28 protein-coding genes and 1 tRNA gene are annotated in these 25,124 nt (G+C 55.6%); 17 read left to right on the top strand and 12 right to left on the bottom strand.

What is annotated here, in order from left to right; all coding sequences use genetic code 11:
- Nucleotides 1–8: 8 nt before the first annotated feature.
- A complete protein-coding gene (locus VJ651_RS16730) occupies nucleotides 9–1,175 on the bottom strand; it encodes a Do family serine endopeptidase (protein WP_324108535.1) in 1,167 nt (388 codons plus the stop codon).
- Between the two features lie 12 nt (nucleotides 1,176–1,187).
- On the opposite strand from VJ651_RS16730, the gene VJ651_RS16725 reads away from it, so the two are divergent.
- From VJ651_RS16725 to VJ651_RS16680, 10 genes are all read left to right on the top strand, one after another.
- Nucleotides 1,188–1,955, top strand: a complete 768-nt coding sequence (locus VJ651_RS16725; protein ID WP_324108620.1) for a Nif3-like dinuclear metal center hexameric protein — start codon at nucleotides 1,188–1,190, stop codon at nucleotides 1,953–1,955.
- A 79-nt stretch (nucleotides 1,956–2,034) separates the two neighbouring features.
- Complete coding sequence (locus tag VJ651_RS16720; RefSeq protein WP_324108534.1) at nucleotides 2,035–2,736, top strand: response regulator transcription factor; 702 nt, start codon at nucleotides 2,035–2,037, stop codon at nucleotides 2,734–2,736.
- A 273-nt stretch (nucleotides 2,737–3,009) separates the two neighbouring features.
- Nucleotides 3,010–3,618 (top strand): ubiquinol-cytochrome c reductase iron-sulfur subunit, encoded by a 609-nt coding sequence (petA, locus tag VJ651_RS16715; protein WP_292934262.1) that lies wholly within the window; start codon nucleotides 3,010–3,012, stop codon nucleotides 3,616–3,618.
- Nucleotides 3,618–5,024 carry a cytochrome bc complex cytochrome b subunit gene (locus VJ651_RS16710; RefSeq protein WP_324108619.1) on the top strand — a complete coding sequence of 469 codons (1,407 nt, stop codon included), beginning with the start codon at nucleotides 3,618–3,620 and terminating at the stop codon, nucleotides 5,022–5,024. Before petA ends, VJ651_RS16710 begins: the two co-directional genes overlap by 1 nt.
- A 22-nt stretch (nucleotides 5,025–5,046) precedes the next feature.
- On the top strand, nucleotides 5,047–5,808 hold the full coding sequence (locus VJ651_RS16705; RefSeq protein WP_324108533.1) for a cytochrome c1: 762 nt from the start codon (nucleotides 5,047–5,049) through the stop codon (nucleotides 5,806–5,808).
- 90 nt (nucleotides 5,809–5,898) lie between these two features.
- Nucleotides 5,899–6,510, top strand: coding sequence for a glutathione S-transferase N-terminal domain-containing protein (locus VJ651_RS16700; protein WP_136417783.1), 612 nt, complete (start codon nucleotides 5,899–5,901; stop codon nucleotides 6,508–6,510).
- A gap of 81 nt (nucleotides 6,511–6,591) precedes the next feature.
- On the top strand, nucleotides 6,592–7,071 hold the full coding sequence (locus VJ651_RS16695) for a ClpXP protease specificity-enhancing factor (protein WP_324108532.1): 480 nt from the start codon (nucleotides 6,592–6,594) through the stop codon (nucleotides 7,069–7,071).
- A 26-nt stretch (nucleotides 7,072–7,097) separates the two neighbouring features.
- A tRNA-Thr gene (locus tag VJ651_RS16690) sits at nucleotides 7,098–7,173 on the top strand.
- Nucleotides 7,174–7,269: 96 nt separating this feature from the next.
- Nucleotides 7,270–8,856, top strand: a complete 1,587-nt coding sequence (locus VJ651_RS16685) for a site-specific integrase (RefSeq protein ID WP_324108531.1) — start codon at nucleotides 7,270–7,272, stop codon at nucleotides 8,854–8,856.
- 109 nt (nucleotides 8,857–8,965) lie between these two features.
- Nucleotides 8,966–9,466 carry a hypothetical protein gene (locus tag VJ651_RS16680; protein ID WP_324108530.1) on the top strand — a complete coding sequence of 167 codons (501 nt, stop codon included), beginning with the start codon at nucleotides 8,966–8,968 and terminating at the stop codon, nucleotides 9,464–9,466.
- A gap of 21 nt (nucleotides 9,467–9,487) precedes the next feature.
- Here the strand turns inward: VJ651_RS16680 and VJ651_RS16675 are convergent, their stop codons facing one another.
- Entirely contained in the window at nucleotides 9,488–10,198 is a 711-nt protein-coding gene (locus VJ651_RS16675) for a recombinase family protein (protein ID WP_324108529.1), read from the bottom strand.
- A 97-nt stretch (nucleotides 10,199–10,295) separates the two neighbouring features.
- Here VJ651_RS16675 and VJ651_RS16670 point away from each other — a divergent pair, with 97 nt between their 5' ends.
- Nucleotides 10,296–10,700, top strand: a complete 405-nt coding sequence (locus VJ651_RS16670) for a hypothetical protein (protein ID WP_324108528.1) — start codon at nucleotides 10,296–10,298, stop codon at nucleotides 10,698–10,700.
- Between the two features lie 390 nt (nucleotides 10,701–11,090).
- A complete protein-coding gene (locus tag VJ651_RS16665; RefSeq protein WP_324108527.1) occupies nucleotides 11,091–11,684 on the top strand; it encodes a hypothetical protein in 594 nt (197 codons plus the stop codon).
- Between the two features lie 130 nt (nucleotides 11,685–11,814).
- Here the strand turns inward: VJ651_RS16665 and VJ651_RS16660 are convergent, their stop codons facing one another.
- The 10 genes from VJ651_RS16660 to VJ651_RS16615 all read right to left on the bottom strand — a co-directional run bounded on the left by VJ651_RS16660 (nucleotide 11,815) and on the right by VJ651_RS16615 (nucleotide 21,883).
- Nucleotides 11,815–12,606: a hypothetical protein gene (locus VJ651_RS16660; protein ID WP_324108526.1), complete on the bottom strand. Its 792-nt coding sequence runs from the start codon at nucleotides 12,604–12,606 to the stop codon at nucleotides 11,815–11,817.
- Nucleotides 12,603–13,268, bottom strand: coding sequence for a Panacea domain-containing protein (locus VJ651_RS16655; protein WP_324108525.1), 666 nt, complete (start codon nucleotides 13,266–13,268; stop codon nucleotides 12,603–12,605). The genes VJ651_RS16660 and VJ651_RS16655 overlap by 4 nt, the downstream gene beginning before the upstream one ends.
- 315 nt (nucleotides 13,269–13,583) lie before the next feature.
- Nucleotides 13,584–14,165, bottom strand: a complete 582-nt coding sequence (locus VJ651_RS16650; RefSeq protein ID WP_324108524.1) for a UbiX family flavin prenyltransferase — start codon at nucleotides 14,163–14,165, stop codon at nucleotides 13,584–13,586.
- A 36-nt stretch (nucleotides 14,166–14,201) separates the two neighbouring features.
- Nucleotides 14,202–14,513, bottom strand: a complete 312-nt coding sequence (grxD, locus tag VJ651_RS16645) for a Grx4 family monothiol glutaredoxin (RefSeq protein ID WP_136417781.1) — start codon at nucleotides 14,511–14,513, stop codon at nucleotides 14,202–14,204.
- 198 nt (nucleotides 14,514–14,711) lie between these two features.
- The gene (locus VJ651_RS16640; protein ID WP_324108523.1) at nucleotides 14,712–17,054 is read right to left on the bottom strand and encodes a Tex family protein; all 2,343 of its coding nucleotides are present in this window, start codon (nucleotides 17,052–17,054) and stop codon (nucleotides 14,712–14,714) included.
- Between the two features lie 95 nt (nucleotides 17,055–17,149).
- The gene (gene prmC / locus VJ651_RS16635) at nucleotides 17,150–17,977 is read right to left on the bottom strand and encodes a peptide chain release factor N(5)-glutamine methyltransferase (RefSeq protein WP_324108522.1); all 828 of its coding nucleotides are present in this window, start codon (nucleotides 17,975–17,977) and stop codon (nucleotides 17,150–17,152) included.
- Nucleotides 17,978–18,006: 29 nt separating this feature from the next.
- Nucleotides 18,007–18,483: a disulfide bond formation protein B gene (locus VJ651_RS16630; RefSeq protein WP_136417778.1), complete on the bottom strand. Its 477-nt coding sequence runs from the start codon at nucleotides 18,481–18,483 to the stop codon at nucleotides 18,007–18,009.
- 95 nt (nucleotides 18,484–18,578) lie between these two features.
- Nucleotides 18,579–19,661: a peptide chain release factor 1 gene (gene prfA, locus VJ651_RS16625; RefSeq protein WP_324108521.1), complete on the bottom strand. Its 1,083-nt coding sequence runs from the start codon at nucleotides 19,659–19,661 to the stop codon at nucleotides 18,579–18,581.
- Nucleotides 19,662–19,762: 101 nt separating this feature from the next.
- Nucleotides 19,763–21,052, bottom strand: a complete 1,290-nt coding sequence (hemA, locus tag VJ651_RS16620) for a glutamyl-tRNA reductase (protein ID WP_324108520.1) — start codon at nucleotides 21,050–21,052, stop codon at nucleotides 19,763–19,765.
- Between the two features lie 135 nt (nucleotides 21,053–21,187).
- Nucleotides 21,188–21,883 carry a response regulator transcription factor gene (locus VJ651_RS16615; RefSeq protein WP_324108519.1) on the bottom strand — a complete coding sequence of 232 codons (696 nt, stop codon included), beginning with the start codon at nucleotides 21,881–21,883 and terminating at the stop codon, nucleotides 21,188–21,190.
- Nucleotides 21,884–22,035: 152 nt separating this feature from the next.
- Here VJ651_RS16615 and VJ651_RS16610 point away from each other — a divergent pair, with 152 nt between their 5' ends.
- The 5 genes from VJ651_RS16610 to VJ651_RS16590 all read left to right on the top strand — a co-directional run bounded on the left by VJ651_RS16610 (nucleotide 22,036) and on the right by VJ651_RS16590 (nucleotide 25,114).
- Complete coding sequence (locus tag VJ651_RS16610) at nucleotides 22,036–22,551, top strand: hypothetical protein (RefSeq protein WP_324108518.1); 516 nt, start codon at nucleotides 22,036–22,038, stop codon at nucleotides 22,549–22,551.
- Nucleotides 22,552–22,971: 420 nt separating this feature from the next.
- Complete coding sequence (locus VJ651_RS16605) at nucleotides 22,972–23,595, top strand: helix-turn-helix transcriptional regulator (protein ID WP_324108517.1); 624 nt, start codon at nucleotides 22,972–22,974, stop codon at nucleotides 23,593–23,595.
- Between the two features lie 142 nt (nucleotides 23,596–23,737).
- A complete protein-coding gene (locus tag VJ651_RS16600) occupies nucleotides 23,738–24,385 on the top strand; it encodes a helix-turn-helix transcriptional regulator (RefSeq protein ID WP_324108516.1) in 648 nt (215 codons plus the stop codon).
- Nucleotides 24,386–24,548: 163 nt separating this feature from the next.
- On the top strand, nucleotides 24,549–24,929 hold the full coding sequence (locus tag VJ651_RS16595; protein ID WP_324108515.1) for a hypothetical protein: 381 nt from the start codon (nucleotides 24,549–24,551) through the stop codon (nucleotides 24,927–24,929).
- 2 nt (nucleotides 24,930–24,931) lie between these two features.
- Entirely contained in the window at nucleotides 24,932–25,114 is a 183-nt protein-coding gene (locus VJ651_RS16590; RefSeq protein WP_324108514.1) for a hypothetical protein, read from the top strand.
- Nucleotides 25,115–25,124: the final 10 nt, after the last annotated feature.

The raw sequence follows: 25,124 nt of genomic DNA, 5'->3' as shown, positions 1-25,124 counted from the left end.
CAGTCGCCTTATTCTTGCTCTTCGCGCCGCGGCTTCGGCCGCGTGCCGACAATCACGTCGATCGTCGATTCCTGGCTCTTTCGCAGTACCGTCATCTTTGCCTTGTGGCCTGGCGTCAGTTGTGCGATCAGGTTCAGCATGTCCGTCGTATCGGTGACTGGCTTGCCTTCCACCTCCATCAGAATATCGCCCGGCTTGATTCCTGCCTTGTCGGCCGGGCCACCCTTCAATACGCCCGCAATGATGGCGCCGGATTTTTTACTGAGGCCGAAGCTTTCCGCCAATTCCGGTGTGATGTCTTGCGGCTCGACACCGATCCAGCCCCGCACCACCTGACCCGTGTTGATGATCGATTCCATCACGGTTTTGATGGTCGTCACCGGAATTGCAAATCCAATTCCGAGCGACCCACCGCTGCGTGAATAGATTGCGGTGTTGATGCCAAGCAAATTACCGTTGACGTCGATAAGTGCGCCGCCGGAATTGCCCGGATTGATCGCCGCGTCCGTCTGGATGAAGTTTTCAAAGGTGTTGATGCCGAGATGATTGCGGCCCAGTGCCGAGATGATGCCCATGGTGACCGTCTGGCCTACGCCAAACGGATTGCCGATAGCCAGCACGACGTCGCCAACTTTGGCCTGGTCAGCATGCCCCAGCACAATTGCGGGCAGGTTCTGCAAATTGATTTTCACGACCGCCAGATCGGTCTCGGGATCGGCGCCAACCACTTTGGCAACCGCCTTGCGGCCGTCAGCCAGCGCAACTTCAATCTCATCGGCGGTTTCGATCACGTGGTTATTGGTCAATACATAACCTTGCGGACTGACGACCACGCCGGAACCGAGGCTGAATTGCCTGTCTTCCTGTTGATCACCAAAGAAACGCCGAAACAGCGGGTCGTCCATGAACGGCGTCTTCGGTTCGCGCGCACCTTTGGTCGTAAAAATATTCACCACCGCGGGCATGGCGCGCTTCGCCGCATCGCGATAGGAACCCTGCGCCGGCGTTGCACTCGCGGGAGCCTCTATCATCGGCACCGAGGATGACGTCGAATGAGTAGCTCCGGAGTGGCCTGTCAGGCTGCCGGCCCATTCCGGCTTCAAGCTCGCTACAATGAACCAAATCGCCAAACCGACGGTTACGGTTTGCGCAAACAACAGCCAGAGACGTCGCATAAAAGGGTAAAAATGAACCAAGTATCAATAAATAGGGACAGCTTTGCAAAATATCTAGACCAAGCCCTTGATATTACTCGTTTTCGCGACTATTGCCCAAACGGACTGCAAGTCGAAGGCCGTCTGCAAATAAAAAAAGTGGTCACCGGAGTGACCGCAAGTTTAGCCTTGATTGAGGCTGCGGTGGCGGCGGATGCGGACGCGATCCTGGTGCATCATGGCTATTTCTGGCGTGGCGAGGATCCGCGGATCATCGGGCCGAAACAGAAGCGCTTGCGCTTGCTGCTGACCAACGACATTAATCTGTTTGCGTATCACTTGCCGCTTGATATGCATCCCGAATTTGGCAATAACGCACGACTGGGCCAGCAACTGGGATTGATTGCGGATGGTCGGTTCGGGGAAAACGATCTTGGCTGGCTTGGCACGCCGTCTGATTCCCAAGTCAAGACGATAGGCGGACTGGCGCGCATGATTGAAGCGCGCCTGGGCAGGGCGCCGCTTGTGATTGGAAATCCGGAGCAAACGCTGGGGCGAATCGCATGGTGCACCGGGGCCGCGCACAACTTGTTGAACGATGCCATCGTCGCCGGCGCGACGGCATATCTGAGCGGCGAAATTTCCGAACCGACGGTGCATCTCGCAAGGGAGAGCGGCGTCGCCTACCTTGCCTGCGGCCACCATGCGACGGAGCGATACGGGGTGCAGGCGCTGGGAGCGCATCTGGCCGAAAAATTCGGCATCGAGCATCGTTTCATCGACATCCTTAATCCGGTCTGATCACGGAAATCATACGGCCCGTATTGAAAGTTAATTAAATCCTTATATGCGGTATCATTGCCGCAGGTGAGGAATATATATGTTGGATCAAATATCGCGTGGCGCGGTTGGCGTTTTGGTCGTCGAGGACGATGCCGTAACGCGAAAGACATTGTGCCTGGCCATTGAATCGGCCCCCGAGTTGAAATTGCTGACTGCCTTCGATAGCGTCAAACCCGCGCTCGCATGGCTCGAGACAACGCGGCCCGACGTGCTGCTGACGGATCTCGGGCTGCCGGACGGTTCAGGCATTGAAATTATTCATGCATGCACACACCGTTATCCGCAGACGGACATCATGGTCGTGACCATGTCGAGCGATGAGGCGAATGTGCTGGCCTGCATCGAAGCCGGGGCCTCCGGCTACGTCCTGAAGGATGCCGGCAAAATGGATATCGCGCGTGCCGTCCTTGACTTGCGTGCCGGCGGTGCACCGATGAGTCCGACAATTGCTCGTATGGTGCTGGCCAAGGTCCGCGACGGTAAAAAGCCCCAGGCAGCGACCTTTCCGACGGCGGGCGACACAACCAGTCTGACCAAACGGGAAGCGGCGATTCTCGATTTGATCGCCCAAGGCGATAGTTATGGCGAGGTTGCCAAGTTGCTATCGGTGTCGGTCGGTACGGTGCAAACCCACATCAAGAATATTTATGGAAAGCTGGCGGTGCATTCGCGCGGCGAGGCGGTATTCGAAGCGCATCGACGCGGCCTGCTGAAACTCGGCCACCCTCGCTCGGAGTAGACCGAGGTGGGCGGCAAGCCTGCCTACGTTCGCTCACCGCGCGTTTTTCCAGCTTTTCTCTGCCAATTTCCGCTTCGGCACGCGACCCGCAGCTCCATGCTCGAATCGGGCCACGGGTCCGCTCCGGCCAAGCCCCATCAGGCGCATCGAAAAAGTTCCCGAAAATAGTGTGCTCAGGAAGCTATTTGCTTTAATTCGCATCCGTGCTCAGTTATAATCTAAGGTTGCTAGAAGTTTCGTGCAGATTTCGTTTTTTCACTGATTGGGGTTGGTATGAGTAACGAAAAGCAGGTCGATTCCGGTCGACGCGGCTTGCTCGTCGCTACGTGTGCGGCGGGTGGTGTGGCCGGATTGGCTACGGCAGGGGCCTTTGTGTCCACCTTCCAGCCGTCCGAGCGAGCAAAAGCCGCAGGCGCTCCGGTGGAGGTTGATATTGCGGGCTTGGCCCCGGGGGAAATGAAGACCGTTGAGTGGCGCGGCAAACCCGTCTGGATTCTGAAGCGTTCGCCAGAAATGGTCGAGTCGCTGAAGAAAACCGACGCACAGGTTGCCGATCCCAAATCGGAACGCAATCCGGCAGACCTTACGCCGGAATATGCACGAAACGAATACCGCTCCCGCAAGCCGGAAATTCTGGTTGCAGTCGGTATTTGCTCCCATCTCGGCTGCTCTCCGAGCAGCAAGCTGCAGCCTGGCGCACAGCCTTCGCTGCCGGAAGACTGGCAGGGCGGCTTCCTTTGCCCGTGTCACGGTTCCACCTTTGACCTGGCAGGTCGCGTATTCAAGAACAAGCCGGCTCCTGATAATCTGCAAGTGCCGCCGCATATGTATTTGAGCGACACAAGGCTGATTATCGGCAAAGACGAGAAAGGCGAAGCATAATCATGGCATTCCAAGAGAAAAAACTCCCCGCCAATGCGCCGTTCTCCGCCAAGGCGCTGAACTGGGTCGACGCCCGCTTCCCGCTGACTTCCACCTGGAAGGCGCATCTCTCCGAATACTACGCACCGAAGAACTTCAACTTCTGGTATGCATTCGGTTCCCTCGCATTGCTGGTTCTGGTGATCCAGATCGTCACCGGCATCTTCCTCGTGATGCACTACAAGCCCGATGCAAACCTCGCGTTCAATTCAGTCGAGTACATCATGCGCGATGTGCCCTGGGGCTGGTTGATCCGCTATATGCATTCCACCGGTGCTTCGGCGTTCTTCATCGTCGTATATCTGCACATGCTTCGTGGATTGTTGTACGGCTCCTATCGCAAGCCGCGTGAGCTGGTATGGCTGTTCGGTGTCGCCATCTTCCTGGCGCTCATGGCCGAGGCTTTCTTCGGCTACCTGCTTCCCTGGGGACAGATGTCCTACTGGGGCGCGCAGGTGATCGTGAACCTGTTCGGTGCGATTCCGTTCATCGGTCCGGATCTGTCGCTGTGGATTCGCGGTGACTATGTCGTGTCTGACGCAACCCTGAACCGCTTCTTCTCGTTCCACGTGATTGCGATTCCGCTGGTTCTGCTCGGCCTGGTTGTTGCGCACATCATTGCGCTGCACGAAGTCGGCTCCAACAACCCGGACGGCATCGAGATCAAGGAAAAGACGGACGCCAACGGTGTGCCGCTCGACGGCATCCCGTTCCATCCGTACTATTCCGTGCACGACGTGTACGTCGTTGCGGTATTCCTGATCGTTTTCACCGCGATTATCTTCTTCGCGCCGGAAATGGGCGGCTACTTCCTCGAGTACAACAACTTCATCCCGGCCGATCCGCTGAAGACTCCGCCGCATATTGCACCGGTCTGGTACTTCACGCCGTTCTACTCGATCTTGCGTGCAACGACCTCGCAGTTCATGTACGCGCTGGAAGTCGGCCTTGTGGCATACATCGCACTCGTCCTCACCAAGTCGAAGCTGAGCGGCTCGATCAAGACCGGATTCATTGTCGTCGGTGCAGCTGCATTGGTTGGCATGTTCGTCTTCGACGCCAAGTTCTGGGGTGTGGTGCTGATGGGTGTATCCGTGATGATCCTGGGTGGCTTGCCTTGGCTCGATCACTCCCCGGTCAAATCAATCCGTTACCGCCCGAGCTGGCATCGTTATGTTTATGTCGTGTTTGGCATCGCATTCGTGATTCTCGGTTACCTGGGCGTCATGCCGCCTACCGAGGCCCGTACTCTTGTAGCGCAGATTTGCACGTTCATTTACCTCGGCTTCTTCATGTTGATGCCATGGTGGAGTTCGATGGGGCAATTCAAGCCCGTACCGGAGCGTGTTACCTATAAGCCGCACTAAGCCGCAAAGGGATAGAAGAATCATGAAATTGCTGAAAAAACTGATTGCGGTCCTTGCAATGGTTCCGGCAGTCGTGCTCGCGAGCGAGACTGTCGCCCTTGACCAGGCACCGAGCCGTACGAAGGACCTGGCTGCCTTGCAAAACGGCGCCAAGCTCTTCGTCAATTACTGCTTGAACTGCCATGCGGCTTCCGCCATGCGTTACAACCGTTTGCGGGACATCGGCCTGACGGAAGACCAGATCAAGAACAACCTGCTTTTCGCGTCGGACAAAGTGGGCGATCTGATGAAAGTGTCGATGCAGCCTGGCGACGCGAAGGCGTGGTTCGGTGCGGTTCCTCCGGATCTGTCCGTGATTGCGCGCGCCAAGGCATCTGAAGCTGGATCCGGTGCTGATTACCTGTACACCTACCTGCGCACCTTCTACAAGGACGACACACGTCCGACCGGCTGGAACAATCTGGTGTTCCCGAGCGTCGGCATGCCGCATGTCCTTTGGGAGTTGCAAGGGGTACGCAGCGCCAAATTCGTCGAAGAGAAGGATCCGCATGATCCCAGCAAGATGGTGCACAAGTTTGTCGGCTTCGAGCAGGTAAAGCCAGGCAAGCTGTCACCACTGGAATACGACAACGCAACCGCCGACCTTGTGGCTTACCTCGAATGGATGGCCGAGCCGGTGCAAAACACACGCAAACGCCTTGGCGTTGTGGTGTTGCTGTTCCTCGGCGTATTCCTGGTGCTGTCCTGGCGTTTGAACGCGTCCTACTGGAAAGACATCAAGTAAATTTTTGCCCGCCATCCGGAAGGACGGCGGGCGTTTGATTTAGGGTGAGCCGTATGACGTCTCACCCTTTTGTTTCTAAGGAACTACAACATGATGGTTCTCTATTCGGGCACTACCTGCCCATTTTCGCAGCGTTGCCGTCTTGTCCTGTTTGAGAAGGGCATGGACTTCGAAATTCGCGACGTTGACCTGTTCAACAAGCCGGAAGATATCTCCGTAATGAATCCTTACGGCCAGGTACCGATCCTGGTTGAACGTGATTTGATTCTTTACGAGTCCAACATTATCAATGAGTACATCGACGAGCGTTTTCCGCATCCGCAACTGATGCCGGCCGACCCGTTGATGCGCGCGCGCGCTCGCCTGATGTTGTTCAACTTCGAGAAAGAGTTGTTCGTGCATGTCCATACCCTTGAAAACGATAAGTCGAAGGGTTCGGAGAAAGTGCACGAGAAGGCAAGAGCCGAGATCCGTGACCGGCTGACGACGCTTGCACCGCTGTTTATGAAAAACAAGTACATGCTTGGCGACGAGTTTTCCATGCTGGATGTCGCGATCGCGCCGTTACTCTGGCGTCTGGATCACTATGGCATCGAACTATCCAAGACCGCGGCACCTCTGATGAAGTATGCGGAGCGCATTTTCTCGCGTCCCGCCTACATCGAAGCGCTGACGCCGTCCGAAAAGGTTATGCGTCGCTAAGCCTGTTGTTTACGCGAGTATGCATTCGCGATTCCTGAAGGAATGCATGCTCCGTAACGAAGGCGATTTACCCAGAAAACGATGCCTGAAATCTCTACCAAGCCCTACTTGCTACGCGCTATCTACGAATGGTGCACCGATAACGGCTACACACCGTATCTCGCTGCTGCAGTCGATGCTCACACGCGAGTGCCGCGTGAATTCGTCAAAAATGGCGAGATCGTGCTCAATATCAGCTTCACCGCGACCAGCGGCTTGAAGATGGATAATGATCTGATCCAGTTTCAAGCACGCTTCGGCGGGGTGTCGCGCGAGATTTCGATTCCTGTGGAAAACGTGGTCGCAATTTATGCTCGTGAGAATGGCCAGGGGATGGCATTTGAAGTATCGGCGTCATCGGCCGACGATGAGCAAGTGACCGAGGAGGCGAAGACGCCGGCGCTCTCTGCAGTGCCGCAGACCCAGGGCGAGCCGAATGACGCGACTTCGCAGGGCGATCCGGATGACAACAATGACCCTCCAAAAAAAGGCGGGCGCCCCACACTAACTCGGATCAAATAAAGTACAATACGGGACTTTCAAGTTTCGCCGGCTTAGCTCATCTGGTAGAGCAGTTGATTTGTAATCATCAGGTGGCGGGTTCGAGTCCTGCAGCCGGCACCATCCTTACGATAACCCGCTGATTCGTCAGCGGGTTTTTCGTTTCTGCCGCTCCAATCTGGTTAGGTGTCCCGAATGGGTGTCCCAACCAGGCGGAATATGGCAACCAAACTTCCAGCAAATCTACGCCGTAATCGCTACGGCGTTCTCTACTTCAGAATTGGCGTGCCGAAAGATTTGCGGCATCATTTCGACACCGCTGAGATTTATAAAAGCCTTAATACAGCCAGTGTGAGGCAAGCTGCGAGTGACGCGCAGGCGCTTTCAGCGACCTTTAAACACATTTTTCTAACAATACGACAACGGCAGATGTCCGACGGGAACGATGAGGCCAAAGGGCCGGAACAACCGAAACTTCTCGAAATTATGCGGTTGGCAAAGCAAAGGCTGCGCTATCAAGCGAAGATCGATCAACTGACTGATGAGCTTGACGCGAGTATCTTGCAGCAGCACAGGCTTATGGCGCAGCATCGGCGCGAATTGGCATTGGTCTTCAAGGCTAAAGGTGCGTCGGCGAATGAGTCCGTAGTAGGTGATGGACGCAATCTTTCAGCATACATCCAGCCCTACATCGAAAGCATTCGATCAAGAAGGAATCCTCCAAGCGAACAGACAATCAAGTCATATGAGGTTTCTGCAAAACTGCTCGTCGAAATCATTGGTGACAAGCCCTTGCACAAACTGAGTCACAACGACCGGAATCGCTTCGACGAAACCATTATCAAAATTCCGAAGAATCGGCAAAAGATGCCTGAAACACGAAGCAGGTCGATTGCGGAAATCATCCAAATTCCTGGCTTGACGCTGATGAGTCCATCGACCGTCAAGGATGAAGGGTTGCGCGCAAACCTCTTTCTCGACTGGGTTTTTCATCATGAGGGAAGAGATGTTCCATTCACGCTGCTAGAGCGATTCAAGGTCGCTAAAGCTGACGTGCAGGCGCGCAGGTTGTTTAGCGATGATGAGTTGCGGCTTGTATTTGATCCGTCGAAACTCGGTGTGGACCGCCGCGCAGCGCCGTATAAATTTTGGGTGCCGTTGATCGCGCTGCATACCGGCGCGCGCCAAGATGAGATATGTCAGCTCGGCCTATTAGACATTAAAACTATCGACGGAATCGAATGCTTCATCATTACTCCGACGCTTGATCCCGATGAACTGGCGATGCAACGAACACTGGACAAACATGTAAAGAGTGATTCCGGAAAGCGGATCGTGCCGTTCCACTCGAAGTTGATGGAATTAGGTTTGCCGGACTATGTGCGCGTCTTACGTGACAGTGGCCACGAGATGCTTTTTCCCGATCTCGCACATGCCGAACTCAAGTATGGCGCATTGGTGTCCAAATGGTTTGGTCGCTACTGCGATAAACTCGGCTTGTCAGACCCAAGCTTGGCTTTTCATTGCTTCCGGCATCAGGTGATTACGCTGATGACCAAGAGCGGAGTGCAGAGAGAGTTGAGAAAGGTTATCTGTGGACATGCGGGGGACGGCGAAAAGCACGAAACTCATGACGACTACATTCATTTAGAGGGCATGTTTAGCATAGTAGACAGGAAAAAGGCGATTGATGCTCTCGACTTTCAGCGCGTCCTGGATTATCCGGCCCTTAAAGCGCGCGCCCCCTCGTTGGTCGATTTGAACCGCGCGCTAGTGCGCAACTCGAAGGGGGCTGCAAGTGAATAGAGTCTTCAGGATCGTTGTATAGAAAACTTCGGATGTGCTACTCGGACTCTTCGTCAAGAAGTTTGATTAGCTTTGGGTCTGTCGATGAGACTACAAAAAAGGGAATATCTTGAGATCAAAAATAAAAATCGGTGTGGCAATCGCTGTTGCGCTGTCAGTTTCTTCATCGGCTTACGCTGACTGGCAATACACGAAATGGGGATCTTCACCCGCGCAGGTCTTGGCAGCATCTAACGGCAAAGCGTCGGAGCTAACAAATGAAGAGAAGGTGGAATATGCCGACTCATCAAAAGGTTCAACGCTAACTCCTATGTTGAAGGCTCCATACAGCGCGGGCCGTCATGAGTTCACGGCGTATTTCTACTTCGATAAAAGAACTAAAGGACTCGCCTACGTAAATCTGAGAAAACCGGAGCCTGAGCCGGCTGCTGGACTTTATGGCGCGCTTCTGCAGAAATACGGGAAGCCAGTAATGGAAGAGGAAAATCGGATCAGGACGTATGCTGTTTGGCATACCAAGCGCGATCAGATTACTTACTATCTGATGGAGGGCGTATCGGAGGCGGTGAGCTACCGACCATTGCAAACAAAAGATAACAAGGGACTCTAGCAAGAGTTCGCGCTCGACACATCATAGAGCGTGTCGAGCATTACTTTCAATCCGCTTGATAACTCGCTGAAGCTGAATCAAGGACCATGCGCCGCCTTTTGGCGTGCGCACGCCAAGTTGATTCAATTCAGCAATCATTTCCCTCTGAGTCAAGCGTCGAAGCCTGAAGCCGTCGAGTTGCCCGCGAAGCCGCTCGGCGAAGTCATTGGCGACGGCTTGACGCTCGGCGATATTCGGCTTCAGGTTTGCAGCGCCGGCAGCCCCTAGAACCACTCCGCGCCACCTTGCCATTGTCAAGGCATCCTTCGTGCGCTCGCTGATACGTTTGGCCTCATGTTCGGCAAAGGCGGCCATTAAGTGGATCGTCAGGTCGTTAGCGTCCGGCATGTCACACGCAACGAACTTCACCGCGTTCTTACCGTTACCTCTGGACGCCTCCATTAGTCCAGTAATGAAATGGACGTTGCGAGCAAGCCGATCTAGCTTGGCAATCAACAGTTTCGCACCCGACTTGCGACAGGCATCGAGAGCCGCGCGAAGCTGCGGGCGCTTCGCCAAGGCGTCGGCACCCTTGCCGGTTTCAGCCTCGATGAACTCACCGATCAATTCCCAATTGCCGCCATTCAGGTAACGCATAACGGCCTCCTGTTGCGCCTCCAACCCCAGACCGGATGCCCCCTGCTTTTGCGTGCTGACACGGTAATACGCCACATATTTATCTTTTGCCATCATTCCCTCGCCTGACTACATTGCAAGACGTTCGTTTAATACGTTGTCATGCTACTCGATAAAACGTGACATGTCACGTATTATGTGATATAAAGATGAAATGGAAAAATTGCATGAACAAACCTACCGCGACATCGCCAGCGAAGCCCCTCGTAAACGAGGGCCGAAGCCGCTCGGCGATCGCCCCATGACAGTCGCCGAACGCAAGCGCCGCAGTCGGGAGCAAATTCGAGCCACCGGCGCAAAAGAGTTTCTAGTCCGAGTCGAAGGCTTGCACCTTGCCCGTCTCGAAAAAATGGCTGAAAGCGTGAACGTGACGGTCGCCGACGCCTTCCGCCAGATCATGGACCCAATGCTTGATCGCTTCGCCGGCATCATGGCGCGGTGCGAGCGAATGTCCGATAACGGCGCCTCCGATCAGGCGATTGCGGAATTCATGCGAAACCATCTCTTCCCGCCGTTGCCGCCAATTGAAGGAATGGAAACCGTCTCGGAAAACAACTGAGACAAGATACCGCGCGCTTTATCGGTATCCAGACGTTCGGGCGCGACGGGTAGGCATGTAGATGCCACGGGGTAGAAGGACTGACAAATCCCCAACGGTGGAGTTGGCCTCTAAAGGGTCGCCGCAGGCCGTGTCAGTGAGTGCGGATCGATGAGCGCCGGACCTCGATCTTAGTCGAACGCACAACACATAGCTGTGGCTACGATCGAGGAGGAAAAAGAACCTATACCCAAGGCATATCGGGGTGGGCAAGGCGACCAACTAACCGCAACGTTAATCGTTGGGGTTAGGGGGAGTTTCGCGCCTCACCTACCCCAAGGCATCACATTACCTTCTGTTCTTCTTAATTAGTAGTTGTAAACACTTTTGGGTGAAAGGCCTGCGAAGTAAATGCGCAAACACGAAATCGCCCCTGATGTAATCGCCGAAGCCATGGCACTCCGACAAGTTGGATACACAACTCTCGCGATCAGTCAGCGACTTGGTGTTAGCGTCCGCTCCCTGCAACGCCACTTCGCGGCGACCAAGGCCAAGAAAGGCTCGCTCAAGGATGAGTTGCTTGAACGAGCCAAGGAAGACCTCTTGAGCCGCGTCACGAGCGATCAGACGATCAAGGAAGAGGCGGCACGACTTATCGCCGATGACTTGGCGCATTCACACCATCTGCGCGAAATCATGTTGCAGGCGTCAACGCAAATGAAAGCAAGCACACTTCGCGACGTGGTCCAGGTCATGCGTGCGGCCGCTGCATATTCAACGGCACTGAAGAACACGTCGGATGTCATTCGACACGGTTTGCGCCTCGATCACCTCAACAAGAACGAGCTTGCGGAACTGCCTGAACTTGTCGTCATGGAACTTACCGCAGAAGAAATCGAAGGACTTCGCGATACGCGCGAAGATGAAGTTGATGACACGGCGACGGAGATCGCGAACGAGGCACCGGAAGAAGGCAACGATGTTGTAATCGAGATGGCGGATTGACGCGATCATGGCGGTTTTTTGGCGGATGGAACCCCTAGAAAAAAACCGCTACCGTCAAGGCACTGTGTTGTTTGACCCAAGGCCAATTTTGAAAATCGGGCCAACCCCGGCGTAGGAAATTGGAAGGTGATTAGGATTGATCGTTCAAGAAATCCACGCCATATTCAAAAATTTCAGCATGCGATTTAGCGACACCTTTTTCAATTAATTCATTCGCAGCCGCAATCTTTGCGTCGTCAGAAAAACGCATCATTAGCACATTGAATGATTCAAGTTCTTTCTTGCGATCTTTAATGCCCTTCAACGCTGCTGAATGCTGACAACTTTCTTGGCTACATTTATTTGTAATTTGATTAACCTGGTCAAGCAGCAGCGTGTAGTCGCATGACAGAGGGCTGCACGGATCGACCTTGTAGCCATGACTCTTGGAGGGTTGAATATTGTGCAGAGGGTCGAAAAGCACGATATTAAACTGCGAATTGTCATCCCAGAAGCCGACAACTCTTCCCAACGAGGTTGTGATCTGGAACTGGAAAAGAGGGTAGTCTTCGGCGTTATTTAAATAGACCGGATCAATCCACTTAAGATCAGATCGCTGAATCGGGATATTTTTCTGCCCCCAGTTAATTTCATGATAGCGCCATGTATCACGTTCACCCGCACTAACCAAAAATTCGTCAACCGACTTGGTCGATAATTCTTGGAGCTTTTCAAAAACGGATACGAACCAGGTGGGGGAGGTCTTGTCGAGACCAAAGAATTCGATCTGCTTCCAGAAGCGAAAAGTAAACGCCCAACGCTTTACGTCATTGCCTGGTGATGCTCCAGAGACAATTCGTGTGTTTCGGGGGCGACTGTGAACTACGGGTTTTTTGGAGGAGGCAGGATTTGCTCCGACCTGAATTTTTCCGCGCACATTCAATTTTTGAGTCGGCTACGGTAAAAGTCAGCCATCACGCTCTCGTCAATGCTCACTTCGCAGCGATCCGCAGACTTGTAACCATCACGTGCCACAATCCACGGCTTTTCTTCGTGCGTCATGGACTCTAGTTCAGACCCTGAGAATGCGGCATAGGAATCCAAGACCTCATCGATGTGCAGTTGAGCTTCATGATTCAAGGAATCCAAATCGAACTCTTTGCGCACATCGTCTCGTGTCACTGCTGCATACAGGGATTTTGAATCTTTAAAGCGGTCGTAAATTTCCCTGCTGACCGGGCCATGAACCCACGCTTGGAATTTCCCCTTAAACAAAGGGGTGCCTTCAAAGGCCAAATGCCAAGCCTGGGTGTAATACAGAAGTTTTTGCAATTTCAGATGGTTGAGCAACTCCCCACCTTCGTCTAACTTGACGATGATGTAATCGCAGACATCATGAATATTGCAAAGGGTGTTTTCCATATTTTTACCAAAAGAAGCTCGCCATCCTGGCATTACAATGGCGGCACTGCCGCCATTGTAATGCCAGGATGGCTTGGTGTAAATATTATCTTTTTTGAAAGAAGCCTGGTGGTTGCACGGAAACGAATGTCCATGCCGACCTTTCAGAAAGACAGATTCTTTCGGTTCAAATAAATTCCCCAAACAGGTTCTTCAATGTCGCATATGGAGTTTGTGGGTTGCAACGTCGATACCTGATAATATTGCCCCATATATGTGTCCCATGTTGGACATCTCGCCAAGCTGCATTAAGGGTAAACACCTGATAATTCAGTGAGTTAACGTATAGTGTCGTAGTGGCAGCGAGTCCTGCAGCCGGCACCAAGTAAAAGCCCACGATCAGTGTTGATCGTGGGCTTTTTTTTCAGCGCGAAAAGACATTACTGAACGCTCATCGCGGAATTCAAGATTTCAGAATGTGTCGGGGACAATCGGTCTGCGTGATGATCCGAAGCAAGGTCAATGCTCTTGCTTGAGGCCGTTCCAGCGCGGCGCGAGAGAGTGCGCAATCGAGAACAAATCCAATACGCGCCCCACCGTATGGTCCACCATCTCGGCAATTGTCTGTGGACGGTGATAAAAACCGGGCAATGGAGGAAAAACGATGCCGCCCATTTCCGTGACAGCCGTCATGTTGCGCAGATGCGCCAGGTTGAATGGTGTTTCACGCACCATCAAGACCAGACGTCGGCGTTCTTTCAACACGACATCTGCAGCACGGCTAATCAAGTTATCGGAAAGTCCGTGCGCCACCGATGCAAGCGTCTTCATCGAGCATGGGGCGATAATCATGCCCTCCGACTGAAATGAGCCGCTGGCAATCGTTGCGCCGATATCGCGAACATTGTGGACCACGTCGGCAAGCGACTCCACCTCTTTGCGATTCACTTCGAGTTCCTGATGCAAGTTCAGCACGCCCGCATCGGAAATCAGCAAATGCGTCTCGATGTCAGGTGCGTCGCGCAACACCTGCAGCAGCCGCACTCCGTACACCGCGCCAGTCGCGCCGGTGATTGCAATAATCAGTCGTTTGGTCGGCATCGCATGACGAAGAGCATCCTGGCGGATGCTCCCGCATCAGGACTTCAGCAGGGTCTGCAGCTCGCCCGATTCGAACATCTCGCTCATGATGTCCGAGCCGCCGATGAATTCGCCTTTAACGAACAACTGAGGAATGGTCGGCCAGTTGGAGTATTCCTTGATGCCCTGGCGGACTTCTGCATCTTCCAGCACGTTGACGGTGACAATGTTCTCGATACCGCAGGACTGCAGGATCTGAATGGCGCGGCCGGAAAACCCGCATTGCGGAAATTGTGCCGTACCTTTCATGAACAGTACGACCGGGTGCTGGGTGACGGTGTCTTTGATCCAGGCTTGAATGTCGCTCATGGCATTACCTCTAAAAGATTCAGAATAGCGTTCATTATATGAAAAAGGCGGAATGCACGCCGGTAAGTCCTTCAAATTCGAAGGGAAATCCCAATTCTCGCTCTTTTATCAGGACGAATCGGCCTGAAAGTTACCCAAAAATAAAAAGGGAATCCGCAGTTTCCGCAGATTCCCCAATTCCTTCGTCACAGCCCTTGTTCAGGCTTTCAATTTGGCAAAAGCGGCAGCCATTGCATTATTGACCGCCGGCTGGCGCGACTGCTGATGCTGCGCGAGTTTCTTCGCGTCGTTGCGATCGCTGCGCTGCTCCGGACGAGCTCCCGCTACCGCCGGTGTATCGGACAGACGCATCGTCAGCGCAATGCGCTTGCGCTTTTCATCCACTTCAAGCACTTTTACCTTGACCACCTGGCCGGCTTTCACGACGGAATGCGGGTCACGGACAAATGTGTTCGAGAGCGCGGAGATGTGGACAAGGCCGTCTTGATGCACACCAATGTCGACAAAGGCGCCGAATGCCGCGACGTTAGTGACGACGCCTTCCAGAATCATGTCAGGGCGCAGGTCTTTGATGTCTTCCACGCCTTCCTTGAAGGTTGCCGTCGTGAACTCGGGACGCGGGTCGCGACCTGGTTTTTCCAGCTCCTTCAGGATGTCGGTGATGGTGGGAACACCGAATTTTTCATCTGCGTATTTCGCCGGACTGATCGTTTTCAATAATTTGCTGTCGCCGATGACGCCTTTCACATCTTTTTTGATGTCGGCCAGGATCTTCTCGACGACCGGGTACGATTCCGGGTGGACCGCGGACGCATCGAGCGGATTTTCGCCATTCATGATGCGCAGGAAGCCGGCCGCCTGTTCAAAGGTTTTTTCGCCGAGGCGCGGCACTTCGCGCAACGCTGCGCGCGAGCCAAACATGCCTTTCATGTCACGGTAGGTGACGATGCTTTGCGCGACGCTGGCGTTCAGGCCGGACACGCGCGCCAACAGAGGGGCGGATGCCGTGTTGACGTCCACGCCCACGGCGTTGACGCAATCCTCGACGACCGCATCCAGCGAGCGGGCAAGCTGCGTCTGGCTCACATCGTGCTGGTACTGGCCGACGCCGATCGATTTGGGGTCAATCTTCACCAGTTCGGCGAGCGGATCCTGCAGGCGGCGTGCAATCGACACGGCGCCACGCAGCGACACATCCAGTTCGGGCAATTCGCGCGAGGCAAATTCCGAGGCCGAGTACACCGATGCGCCGGCTTCCGACACGACGATCTTGGTGAGTTTCAGCTCCGGGTGTTGCTTGATCAGGTCCTGTGCCAGTTTGTCGGTCTCGCGCGACGCGGTGCCGTTGCCGATCGAGATCAGTGCGACATTGTGCTTGCGTGCGAGCAGTGCCAGCGTATGGAGTGATCCCTCCCAGTCGTTGCGCGGCTGGTGCGGATAGATAGTGGACGTATCGACCACCTTGCCGGTGGCATCGACGACCGCCACTTTCACACCGGTGCGCAGTCCGGGATCGAGCCCCATGGTTGCGCGCGGGCCGGCCGGGGCGGCCAGCAGCAGGTCTTTCAGGTTGCGGGCGAATACGTTGATCGCTTCGATTTCGGCGCGTTCGCGCAGGCTGGTCATCAGCTCTGTTTCGAGGTGCATGAACACCTTCACGCGCCAGGTCCAGCGAACCGTATCGGACAACCACTTGTCCGCGGGGCGACCCTGGTTGCTGATGCCGAAACGCGCAGCGATGCGTCCTTCGCAAGGGTTGTGCGGTGCGACCCATTTCGGCTTTTCCTCTTCGGTGTCGAGACGCAGCGATACGTTGAGGACTTCCTCGCGGCGGCCGCGGAACAGTGCCAGCGCACGATGCGAGGGAATTGTGCCGATCGTCTCGGAATAATCGAAGTAGTCGGCAAATTTCGCACCGGCGTCTTCCTTGCCTTCCACGACCTTCGATTCGACCACGCCATGCTCGGTAATGTATTCGCGCAGCGTCTGCAGCAGCGTGGCGTCTTCGGCAAATCGTTCCATCAGAATCTGGCGTGCCCCGTCCAGCGCCGCCTTGGTGTCGGCCACGCCGGGGTTGTCGCCATTCTCCGTGCTGAACGCGGGTTTCAGATATTTGGCCGCCTCCTCTTCCGGATTCAAGGAGGGATTGGCAAGCAATGCATCGGCAAGTTCTGTCAGGCCTGCCTCGGCCGCGATCTGTGCCTTGGTGCGACGTTTCGGTTTGTAGGGCAGATACAAGTCTTCCAGCCGGGTCTTGTCTTCCGCATGAACGATGGCGTCGAGCAGTTCCGGCGTCATCTTGCCTTGCTCTTCAATCGACGCGATGATCGCCGCACGGCGATCTTCCAGTTCGCGCAGGTAGCGCAGCCGTTCCTCCAGCAGACGCAATTGCGTGTCGTCCAGTCCGCCGGTCGCTTCCTTGCGGTAGCGCGCGATGAAGGGGACGGTCGCGCCTTCGTCCAGCAGGGCGATGGCGGCGGCGACTTGCACCGGTTTGGCGGCGAGTTCTACGGCGAGGCGTTGTTCGATTGATGGCAGCATGTGAAATCAGAATGATGAAAACCAGCGGCAGATGATACGCAAATTATGCGGAATCGTCAGTCTTGACAGGGATAAAAACATCGATGCGATTGCGGCTAGCGACGGCCGCCGCTGGCGCGTTCAATGCCGGCCAGGTCTTGCCAGCTTTGCACTTCGCGAAATCCGTGTTTGACGAGCAATTCCCTGACGGCTGCCGCCTGGTCATAGCCGTGCTCCATCAGCAGCCAGCCACCGGATTTCAGGTGCTCCGGTGCGCCGCTGACAATGGTACGAAGCGCCGAAAGACCATCGGCATGGTCGGTCAGCGCGTCGATCGGTTCGAAGCGGAGATCGCCCTGCGTCAGATGGGGATCGTTCTCCACGATGTACGGCGGATTGGATACGATGAGGTCGAACTGCGCGGCGTTGATCGCGTCGAACCAGTTGCTGCGCAGGAACGACACGTGAGCACCATTGCGGGCCGCATTGCGATTGGCAAGGTCCAATGCGGCCTCGCTGACATCCAGTGCCGTCACCGACACATCCGGCCGGGAATAGGCAATGGCAACGGCAATCGCACCGGAGCCCGTGCCCATGTCGAGGACCTGCCCGCCGTGCGGAAGGCGGGCGAGTGCCAATTCGACCAGCAACTCTGTCTCCGGACGGGGGATCAGTACGGCAGGCGTGGTATGGAAAGACAATCCGAAGAATTCGCGTTCGCCCAGAATATAGGCGATCGGCTCGCCGTCGATGCGACGCTGGAACAGTGCAGACACGGTATTCGCCTCGTCGGCAGTCAGGCATCGCTCGGACTGCGTGATGAGCTGCACGCGCGACAACTGCAGGGCATGAGACAGAAGAATGCGTGCTTCGAATGCTTCTATCGGAGGATTGTTCAGCACAGTAGCAAGTGTGGCGCCGCAAGCAATCGAATACGGTTGCATAGGCTTTTCGGGGTGCGTTCGCAGCTCTGTTAGCGGCTTTGGCGCAGCGCGGCCCAGATCAGCAGAATCGCAAAGATCGAGAACCAGATGAGCGACCACTGCGGCGTGGACAGCCCGAGAATGGGCTCATATTCAGTCGAGCACAGGCCGTCGGCCTTGAACACGTAGGGCATCAATTCGGCGGTGACGATTTTGTTGAGCGAGGTCTCCAGGGGATCGATGCCGCAGGAAATCGCCGGATGCGCTTTTACCCACAGGTGCCAGCTCGCGATACCTGCGCCAGTCAGGGCGGCCAACGCACCCAGGCTTGCGCCAATCTTCGTCACGCTGCGGGGCAAGGCCGCAAATATCAGGCAGATCAGACCGACCGTGGCAAACGCATAGCGCTGCATCACACATAGCGGGCAGGGCAGTTCGAACTTGACATGTTGCAGGTAGAGTGCGAACCCGATCAGCGAGAAGGCAAGGACGCCGACAGCCACCAGCACAGGTTTGGAGGTTTTCATCAGTAGGTCTTGTCAGTGGGTAATGTCATAAGAGTAATACTGCGCGAAATGGTTCCCTGAGTGCAACCATTCCCGATCAAGCTTTGCGCAGAAGATTATGCTTCCTCGCTCAAGGCCGCAAGCTGTTCCGCCTGATGCTCCGCCATGAGCGTATTGGTCAGCTCCGTCAGATCGCCGTCCATGATGAAATCGATCTTGTACAGTGTCAGGTTGATGCGGTGATCGGTGACCCGGCCCTGGGGGAAGTTATAGGTGCGGATTCGTTCGCTGCGATCGCCTGAGCCGACCAGCGACTTGCGCGTCGCGGCTTCCTTGGCTTGCTGTTCGCGCAGTTGCATGTCCTTGATGCGCGCGGCGAGCACTTTCAGCGCGGACGCCTTGTTCTTGTGCTGGCTGCGGTCGTCCTGGCATTCAACCACGAGGCCGGACGGCATATGGGTGATGCGCACTGCCGAATCGGTCTTGTTGATGTGCTGCCCGCCCGCGCCGGACGCGCGGAAGGTATCGATGCGGATATCGGCCGGATTGATGTCAACGTCGCTCACTTCATCGGCCTCCGGCATGACCGCGACCGTGCAGGCGGAGGTATGAATGCGGCCCTGCGTTTCTGTTGCCGGAACGCGCTGGACGCGATGTCCGCCGGACTCGAACTTCAGCTTGGAATAGGCTCCATGGCCGATGACGCGCACGATGACTTCCTTGTAGCCGCCGATTTCTGAAGGCGACTCCGACACCATCTCGACCTGCCAGCGATTGCGCTCCGCAAAGCGTGTGTACATGCGAAGCAGGTCGCCGGCGAACAGCGCGGCCTCGTCGCCACCGGTGCCGGCGCGGATTTCAAGATAGATATTGCGCTCGTCGTTCGGGTCTTTCGGCAGGAGCATTTTCTGGAGTTCGATTTCCAGCTGTTCGATGCGCTCCTTGGCGGCCGCGATCTCTTCCTGCGCGAGTTCCTTCATGTCGGGATCCGACAGCATTTCCTGCGCCGCCTCGATATCGTCGCCGGCTTGCCGGTAATCCTTGTACAGCGTGACCAATGGGCCGAGCTCCGCATGTTCGCGCGTCAGCTTGCGATACTGGTCCATGTCGGAAGTGACGCCTTCCTGCATCAGCAAGTTGTTCAACTCTTCCAGGCGTTCGCTGAGCTGGTCGAGTTTGGCAAGCATGGATGGTTTCATCGGGTATCGTCACTTTCGAATGGTGGGGCGCGAAGAGATGCCTTGGAGCGGCGAATGCGGAGCCTTGCCGTCTGTGACGGACAAGCTCGCAGGAGGAGCAGCTAGCGCTTGGTGCGGAACAATTGCGGCAGCAGCGCTGCCAGGCGCGCGCGTTCGTCGCCTTGCGCATCGTGCAGAGCCTGTTGCGGGCCGTGCAGGAATTTCGCGGTCAGCCCTTTGGACAGCGCTTCGAGAACCGCATCGATGTCTTCGCCTTTGGCGAGCAGTTTCTTCGCGCGCTCGAGTTCCGCCAGACGGATGGTTTCGCTGGTCTCGTGCAGGTCGCGGATCAGCGGCACGACGGCGCGGGTATCGACCCAGTGCATGAAGGATTGCACCCGGTTCTCGATGATGGCCTCCGCCTGCGCGACCGCGGCCTGGCGATTTTCAATGCCGGCCTGCACTGCGCTGCCAAGGTCGTCGACCGTGTAAAGAAATATGTCGTCGAGACGTCCGACTTCTGTTTCGATATCGCGCGGTACCGCCAGGTCGACCATGAACATCGGCTTGTGGCGACGTGCCTTGATCGCGCGCTCGACCATGCCCAGTCCGATGATCGGTAGCGAGGATCCCGTGCTGGAGACGACGATGTCGAATTGACCCAGTTGCTGCGGCAGATCGGCCAGGCGAATCGCATGTCCGTTGAAGCGGTGGGCCAGCGATTCGCCGCGTTCCAGCGTGCGGTTGGCGATGGTCAGGGTTTTCGGATTCTGCGCGGCGAAGTGCGTCACGCACAACTCGATCATTTCGCCGGCGCCGATGAACAGGACGTTCTGTTCGGAGATCTTGTCGAAAATGCGCTGCGACAATCGCACGGCAGCGGCGGCCATCGACACGCTGTGCGCGCCAATTTCTGTGGTGGTCCGCACTTCCTTCGCGACTGCAAAAGTGCGCTGGAACATCTGGTGCAGATAGGTGCCGAGTCCGCCGGCAGCTTCCGCGCGGCGAACCGCATCTTTCATCTGGCCGAGGATCTGTGCCTCGCCGAGAACCATCGAGTCCAGTCCGGAAGCGACGCGGAATGCGTGACGCACCGCGTTATCCTGCGGGAGCGTGTAGAGGTAGGGGCGCAGCTCGGAGTAAGGCAGCTTGTGATACTCGGCGAGGAAATGCGCGGTGGTATCGATTGCTGCCTCGACGCCGCCGGGGACATGGCTGGCGGCGTACAGTTCGGTGCGGTTGCAGGTGGAGAGAATGGCTGCTTCATCGGCCGAGCCGGCGGTTGCACTGCGGGCAAACCAGGCACGCGCAGCCGCGACTGCCTGACCGATCTGGTCAGCAGGGAAGGCCACTTTTTCGCGCAACGCAACCGGCGCGGTGGTGTGGTTGAGTCCGACGGTTAGGAGCTGCATTCCGATGACGTTAGTACGGGTATTCTCGACGCTCTATTATAGCGCGTTGCTTCGGAGCACGAGGTGAAGGTTTCGTTATCAAAAAGACAGTATCGTCGATGATCTGTGATTACGACAGTAAAGGGTTGAGTACGTTCATTGCGCCGTGGCCAATTGTTCGAGCTGGTAACCATAGCTGTAGACGGGAAGCAGGCGAAATCCGTTCTCGGGTCTCAGCCCGAGTTTGGTTCGTACGCGGGAGACATGGGTGTCGATCGTGCGCGATGGGATATCTGCGTCGCGTGACCAGATTTTTTCGAGGATGAAGGCGCGCGAGAGCGGGCGGCCAAGATTGCGGAAGAAGAGCAGCGCCAGTTCAAACTCCTTCTGGGTTAGCTCCAGTGTTATGCCGGAACGGGTAATCCGAGATCTGCCCGGCTCGAACGCGAAGGGCCCGAAGTGAAGCTGCTCGCTCTCTTGTGTTTCCGGATAGGCGAGCTTGAGCAAGACTTGCATGCGCACCAGGAGCTCGCCGCGGCGGATCGGCTTGATGAGATAGTCGTTCGCGCCGCAACCTAATGCTTCGACAAGCTGGTCCTCGCTGGAGCGTGGCGCCACCAGCAAAACGGGCCGCCTGGCGTGAGCGTCATTCGCGATCGACTGCAGAATTCGCAGTCCTGCTGGTCCGCTTTCATGCCAATCCAGTACGATCGCATCGAAATGCGCTTGATCGAGTTCGGCGGGCAGGCCTGGCGAATATCTGAATGCCTCGCAGACATGGCCGACGCGCGTCAACTCCTGACGAATCAGTTCGACCTGTTCTCGGTCGGAATCCAGTATGGCTATTCGCATGGGCGCTAGTTGCACTTGTTGGCGTCCGCGAGCGCCGGCATGGTCCGCCTCGCTCGCAACATCTTGTTTTTACTCAGAGGGGCGAGGCGTAATTTACCCTATATTGCCATCTGCGTAACGACGCGCGATGTCAAGAGAGTAACTGACCGAACATGCCCCGTACCAAAAGCAAGCCTGATTGGACCCTGGTTCCCGCGACGGAGGAAGACATCGATGCCCTGCGCAAAAAATGCCGCAGCCGGGTCGCAAGACATGCCGCCGTCTCAGCCGGCGCCGCCATGGTTCCGCTTCCGGGTGTCGACATCGCTGTGGATGTTGTTCTTCTTGCCAAATTGATCGGCGAGATCCATTCCGAGTTCGGCTTGACGGACGAGCAGATCGGTCGCTTCCTACCAAACGAGGCGGCAAGGGTGCTTCCCGGCTTGCTCGGCGGTGGAGGCATGCTTGCCGTGCAGTCGGTCATGCGCGCGCTGCTTGTGCAATTGCTCAAGCGTGCCGGCGTGGAAGTTGTTGCCGAACGCGCACTGAAGCTCATGCCCTTTGCGCGACAGATTGCCTCGGCGGCCTTCAGCTTTGCCGCGTTTCGTGCGGTTGCTTATCAACACATCGAAGAGTGTGCCGAAGTGGCGGAAGAGGCGATCAACATGCGGACAAGTCCCATGCATTGAGCCGTCAGGCCAACAGCGCAACGGCTTCGCCAGCGCGATTGAATGCGAAGGGGCAAAACAAAAACGCCAGCTTCGAGAAGCTGGCGTTTTCTTTGGAATTTTTCTTGGTGGCCCGGGGCGGAATCGAACCACCGACACAAGGATTTTCAAGCCCTTACATTCCGTAGGTCATTCAACGACTTACGCAAAAACAATTCTACAAAATTAACTTCCTGACAGTATCGAAAGCCACTACCGGCGCGGCACATTTGGAAATTGTAGAGCGAGAGGGCATGCATACAGCCCGTGTGCGCTATCATTGCAATGATATATTTCACGATAATAAAAACTGAAGAGTGATACAGAGGTAGTTAAACCAAGCAAACCTAGACAACTAGGGGCTTTCCGGCTAGTTGCACCATTCAGTTGAACGGGTTGAACATGACCAAAAAAACAGCAGAAGAGAGGTCATTTGATGCACTTCGAAAAAGGGCGGAAGAGATCAATGCGCAAACACAAGCTCAACAAGAAGAGCTGCGACGCAATCCACCGCCTTTCGGTGTAATGACCCGCGAGCCAGAACAAGAAATAGGGGAGCGGCTACGGGAAGCACGGGAAGCCAAAGGCTTAACACAGAGCCAACTTGCGGAACTAACCAAGCGAGCCGACAAAGACCATAAAGGAATATCGCGGGCGGTGGTTTCACTTTACGAAGCCGGGACAAATCGCCCCGGCCCCAAAGAATTGCGCTTGCTATGCGAATCCTTGCGGGTCACACCTTCGTATTTGATTTATGGCAATAACGATCCGTTCGGCGGGGTGAATGAATACGGGAGGTTCGCAGGCGAGGGGAGAACAGAGGCGGAATACTACGCAAACATGGTCTATCTTTTCACAAAACTTCATAGGCACCATAGCGAAGCATTGATGAAAATTATGCAAGATTTGTTGCGACCATGGGAGAAGGGCTTCGATAAAAAGATGCAGAAAGAAGCGTTCCCGCAGTTTCTAGCAATGGCAGACAAACTGCGAAAGGAGCTGCAAGAGCGGGATAAATTTGAGTAGCTGCAGGGCAATAATGCAGACGAGAGCCGGGAAACCGGCTTTTTTTTCGTCCACCGTTGAAATTTAACATTGCATTTGCAACGACCATGGTTTAGCATTAAATTGCAAATGCAATGATGCATTTCAAATTTAGGAGGAAGTCATGAAAATCCCAGCAGCACAACCCATCACGGCGGCTCAGTCTCGCGCTTCGCGTTTCCAATTGGGACTGACACAGGCCGAAGTTATCGATCAATCGGGCCTTGCAGGCTACAAGCTGAAGCAATTTGAGACTGGTCGATTTATTCCGGATATGCCGTTCCTGCAGAAGTTAGCCGACTTCTACGCGAGCAAAGGCATTGAACTGGATGACATTAAGGAAACAAGTAACGACCTTCCAGTCCAAAACACAGCGACCGCAAAACCAGGGGGCAACAAGGTCGCCCTTGTCCAACGCCCTTGCTTTTACATCAGCGACACCATTTCTCCAGACTTGCTGGATCGGTGCCTCGAACGCATGCACGCCAACGACCAGCGCATTGCAGAAATCCTCAATAAGGAAATCCGCAACGGTATGTTCGGTGGCTACCATGAGGAGACCGTCCAGGAACATCAGGAGCTGTTCGGCGCAATGGCTGAGGGTTATTTAATTTTCCGCCTCCTGCAAGGAAATCCGATTGTTCCCCCAATCGAAGGTGGCTCCGATCCGAAGTCGCACGCTGACCTGCTGAGTCAGTTCTATGCACAATCCCCGATTTCCCAGAGCGACACACAGCAGGTCACGGGACACGTTGATGAGGTGGAAGCATGAGCGCCGCCATCCTGATTCCAGCCATTCCAATGCTGTCTGGTAAAGGTAGTGGGAAGGTACTTTTGGTGGTTGGTGTTCTAGTGGCGTTGGCAATTGCGTCGCAACGGAAAACGGCAACCACAACCAACGCAGGAGGAAAGTAAGCATGCGTACCGCGCGCAGCTTGGTTCCTACTTCGGGTGTTGTCGTCGCAGCACACCTAGGCGTTCACTCGGCGCTTGCAGGCAGCGTACCGCTGCAGGTTTTCCCCTGCAAGCCAGCAGCGGTTGCGCCGCGACTCCGTGTCTATGCGGGGCGCGACGCCGCGGCGCTCATGGGGACCCGCCCGGGTGTATCGGGCGGGGAGGGAGCGCGAACCCCGCAGCGCACGGACGATGCGATGGCGCTGGCAAAGCAGGCGCTGAATTCTCCCGAATTGCGCCGCGAAGTCAGCGGCAACCTGCGGCGATTGTTCGCTTACCGCGAGATGTTCGGCGAGGACTTCGTGGGCCGTCAGTGCTGGGTGTGCCTGAAGCTGCTGGGCGGCTTAGCTGCGGAGTTCTGACCATGAAGCAAACCGACGACCAATTCACCCGCGACGCATTCGACGCGCCGCGCCGTGGCCGACCACGCAAGCACGACGCGAAGACACCCGCGCAACGCATGCGTGAATACCGTTTGCGCCTCAAGGAGGCCCAGCGGAGCCAGCAAGCAGACGCACCAATTTCCGTAACGCGTTACGAAAAATGATTGCCGATAC

Origin of the sequence: Noviherbaspirillum sp. (assembly GCF_035254865.1) — a bacterium.
Taxonomy (GTDB): Bacteria; Pseudomonadota; Gammaproteobacteria; order Burkholderiales; family Burkholderiaceae_D; genus Noviherbaspirillum.
The sequence above is the reverse complement of the archived record's forward strand: the minus strand, read 5'-3'. Positions and strand labels throughout refer to the sequence as shown.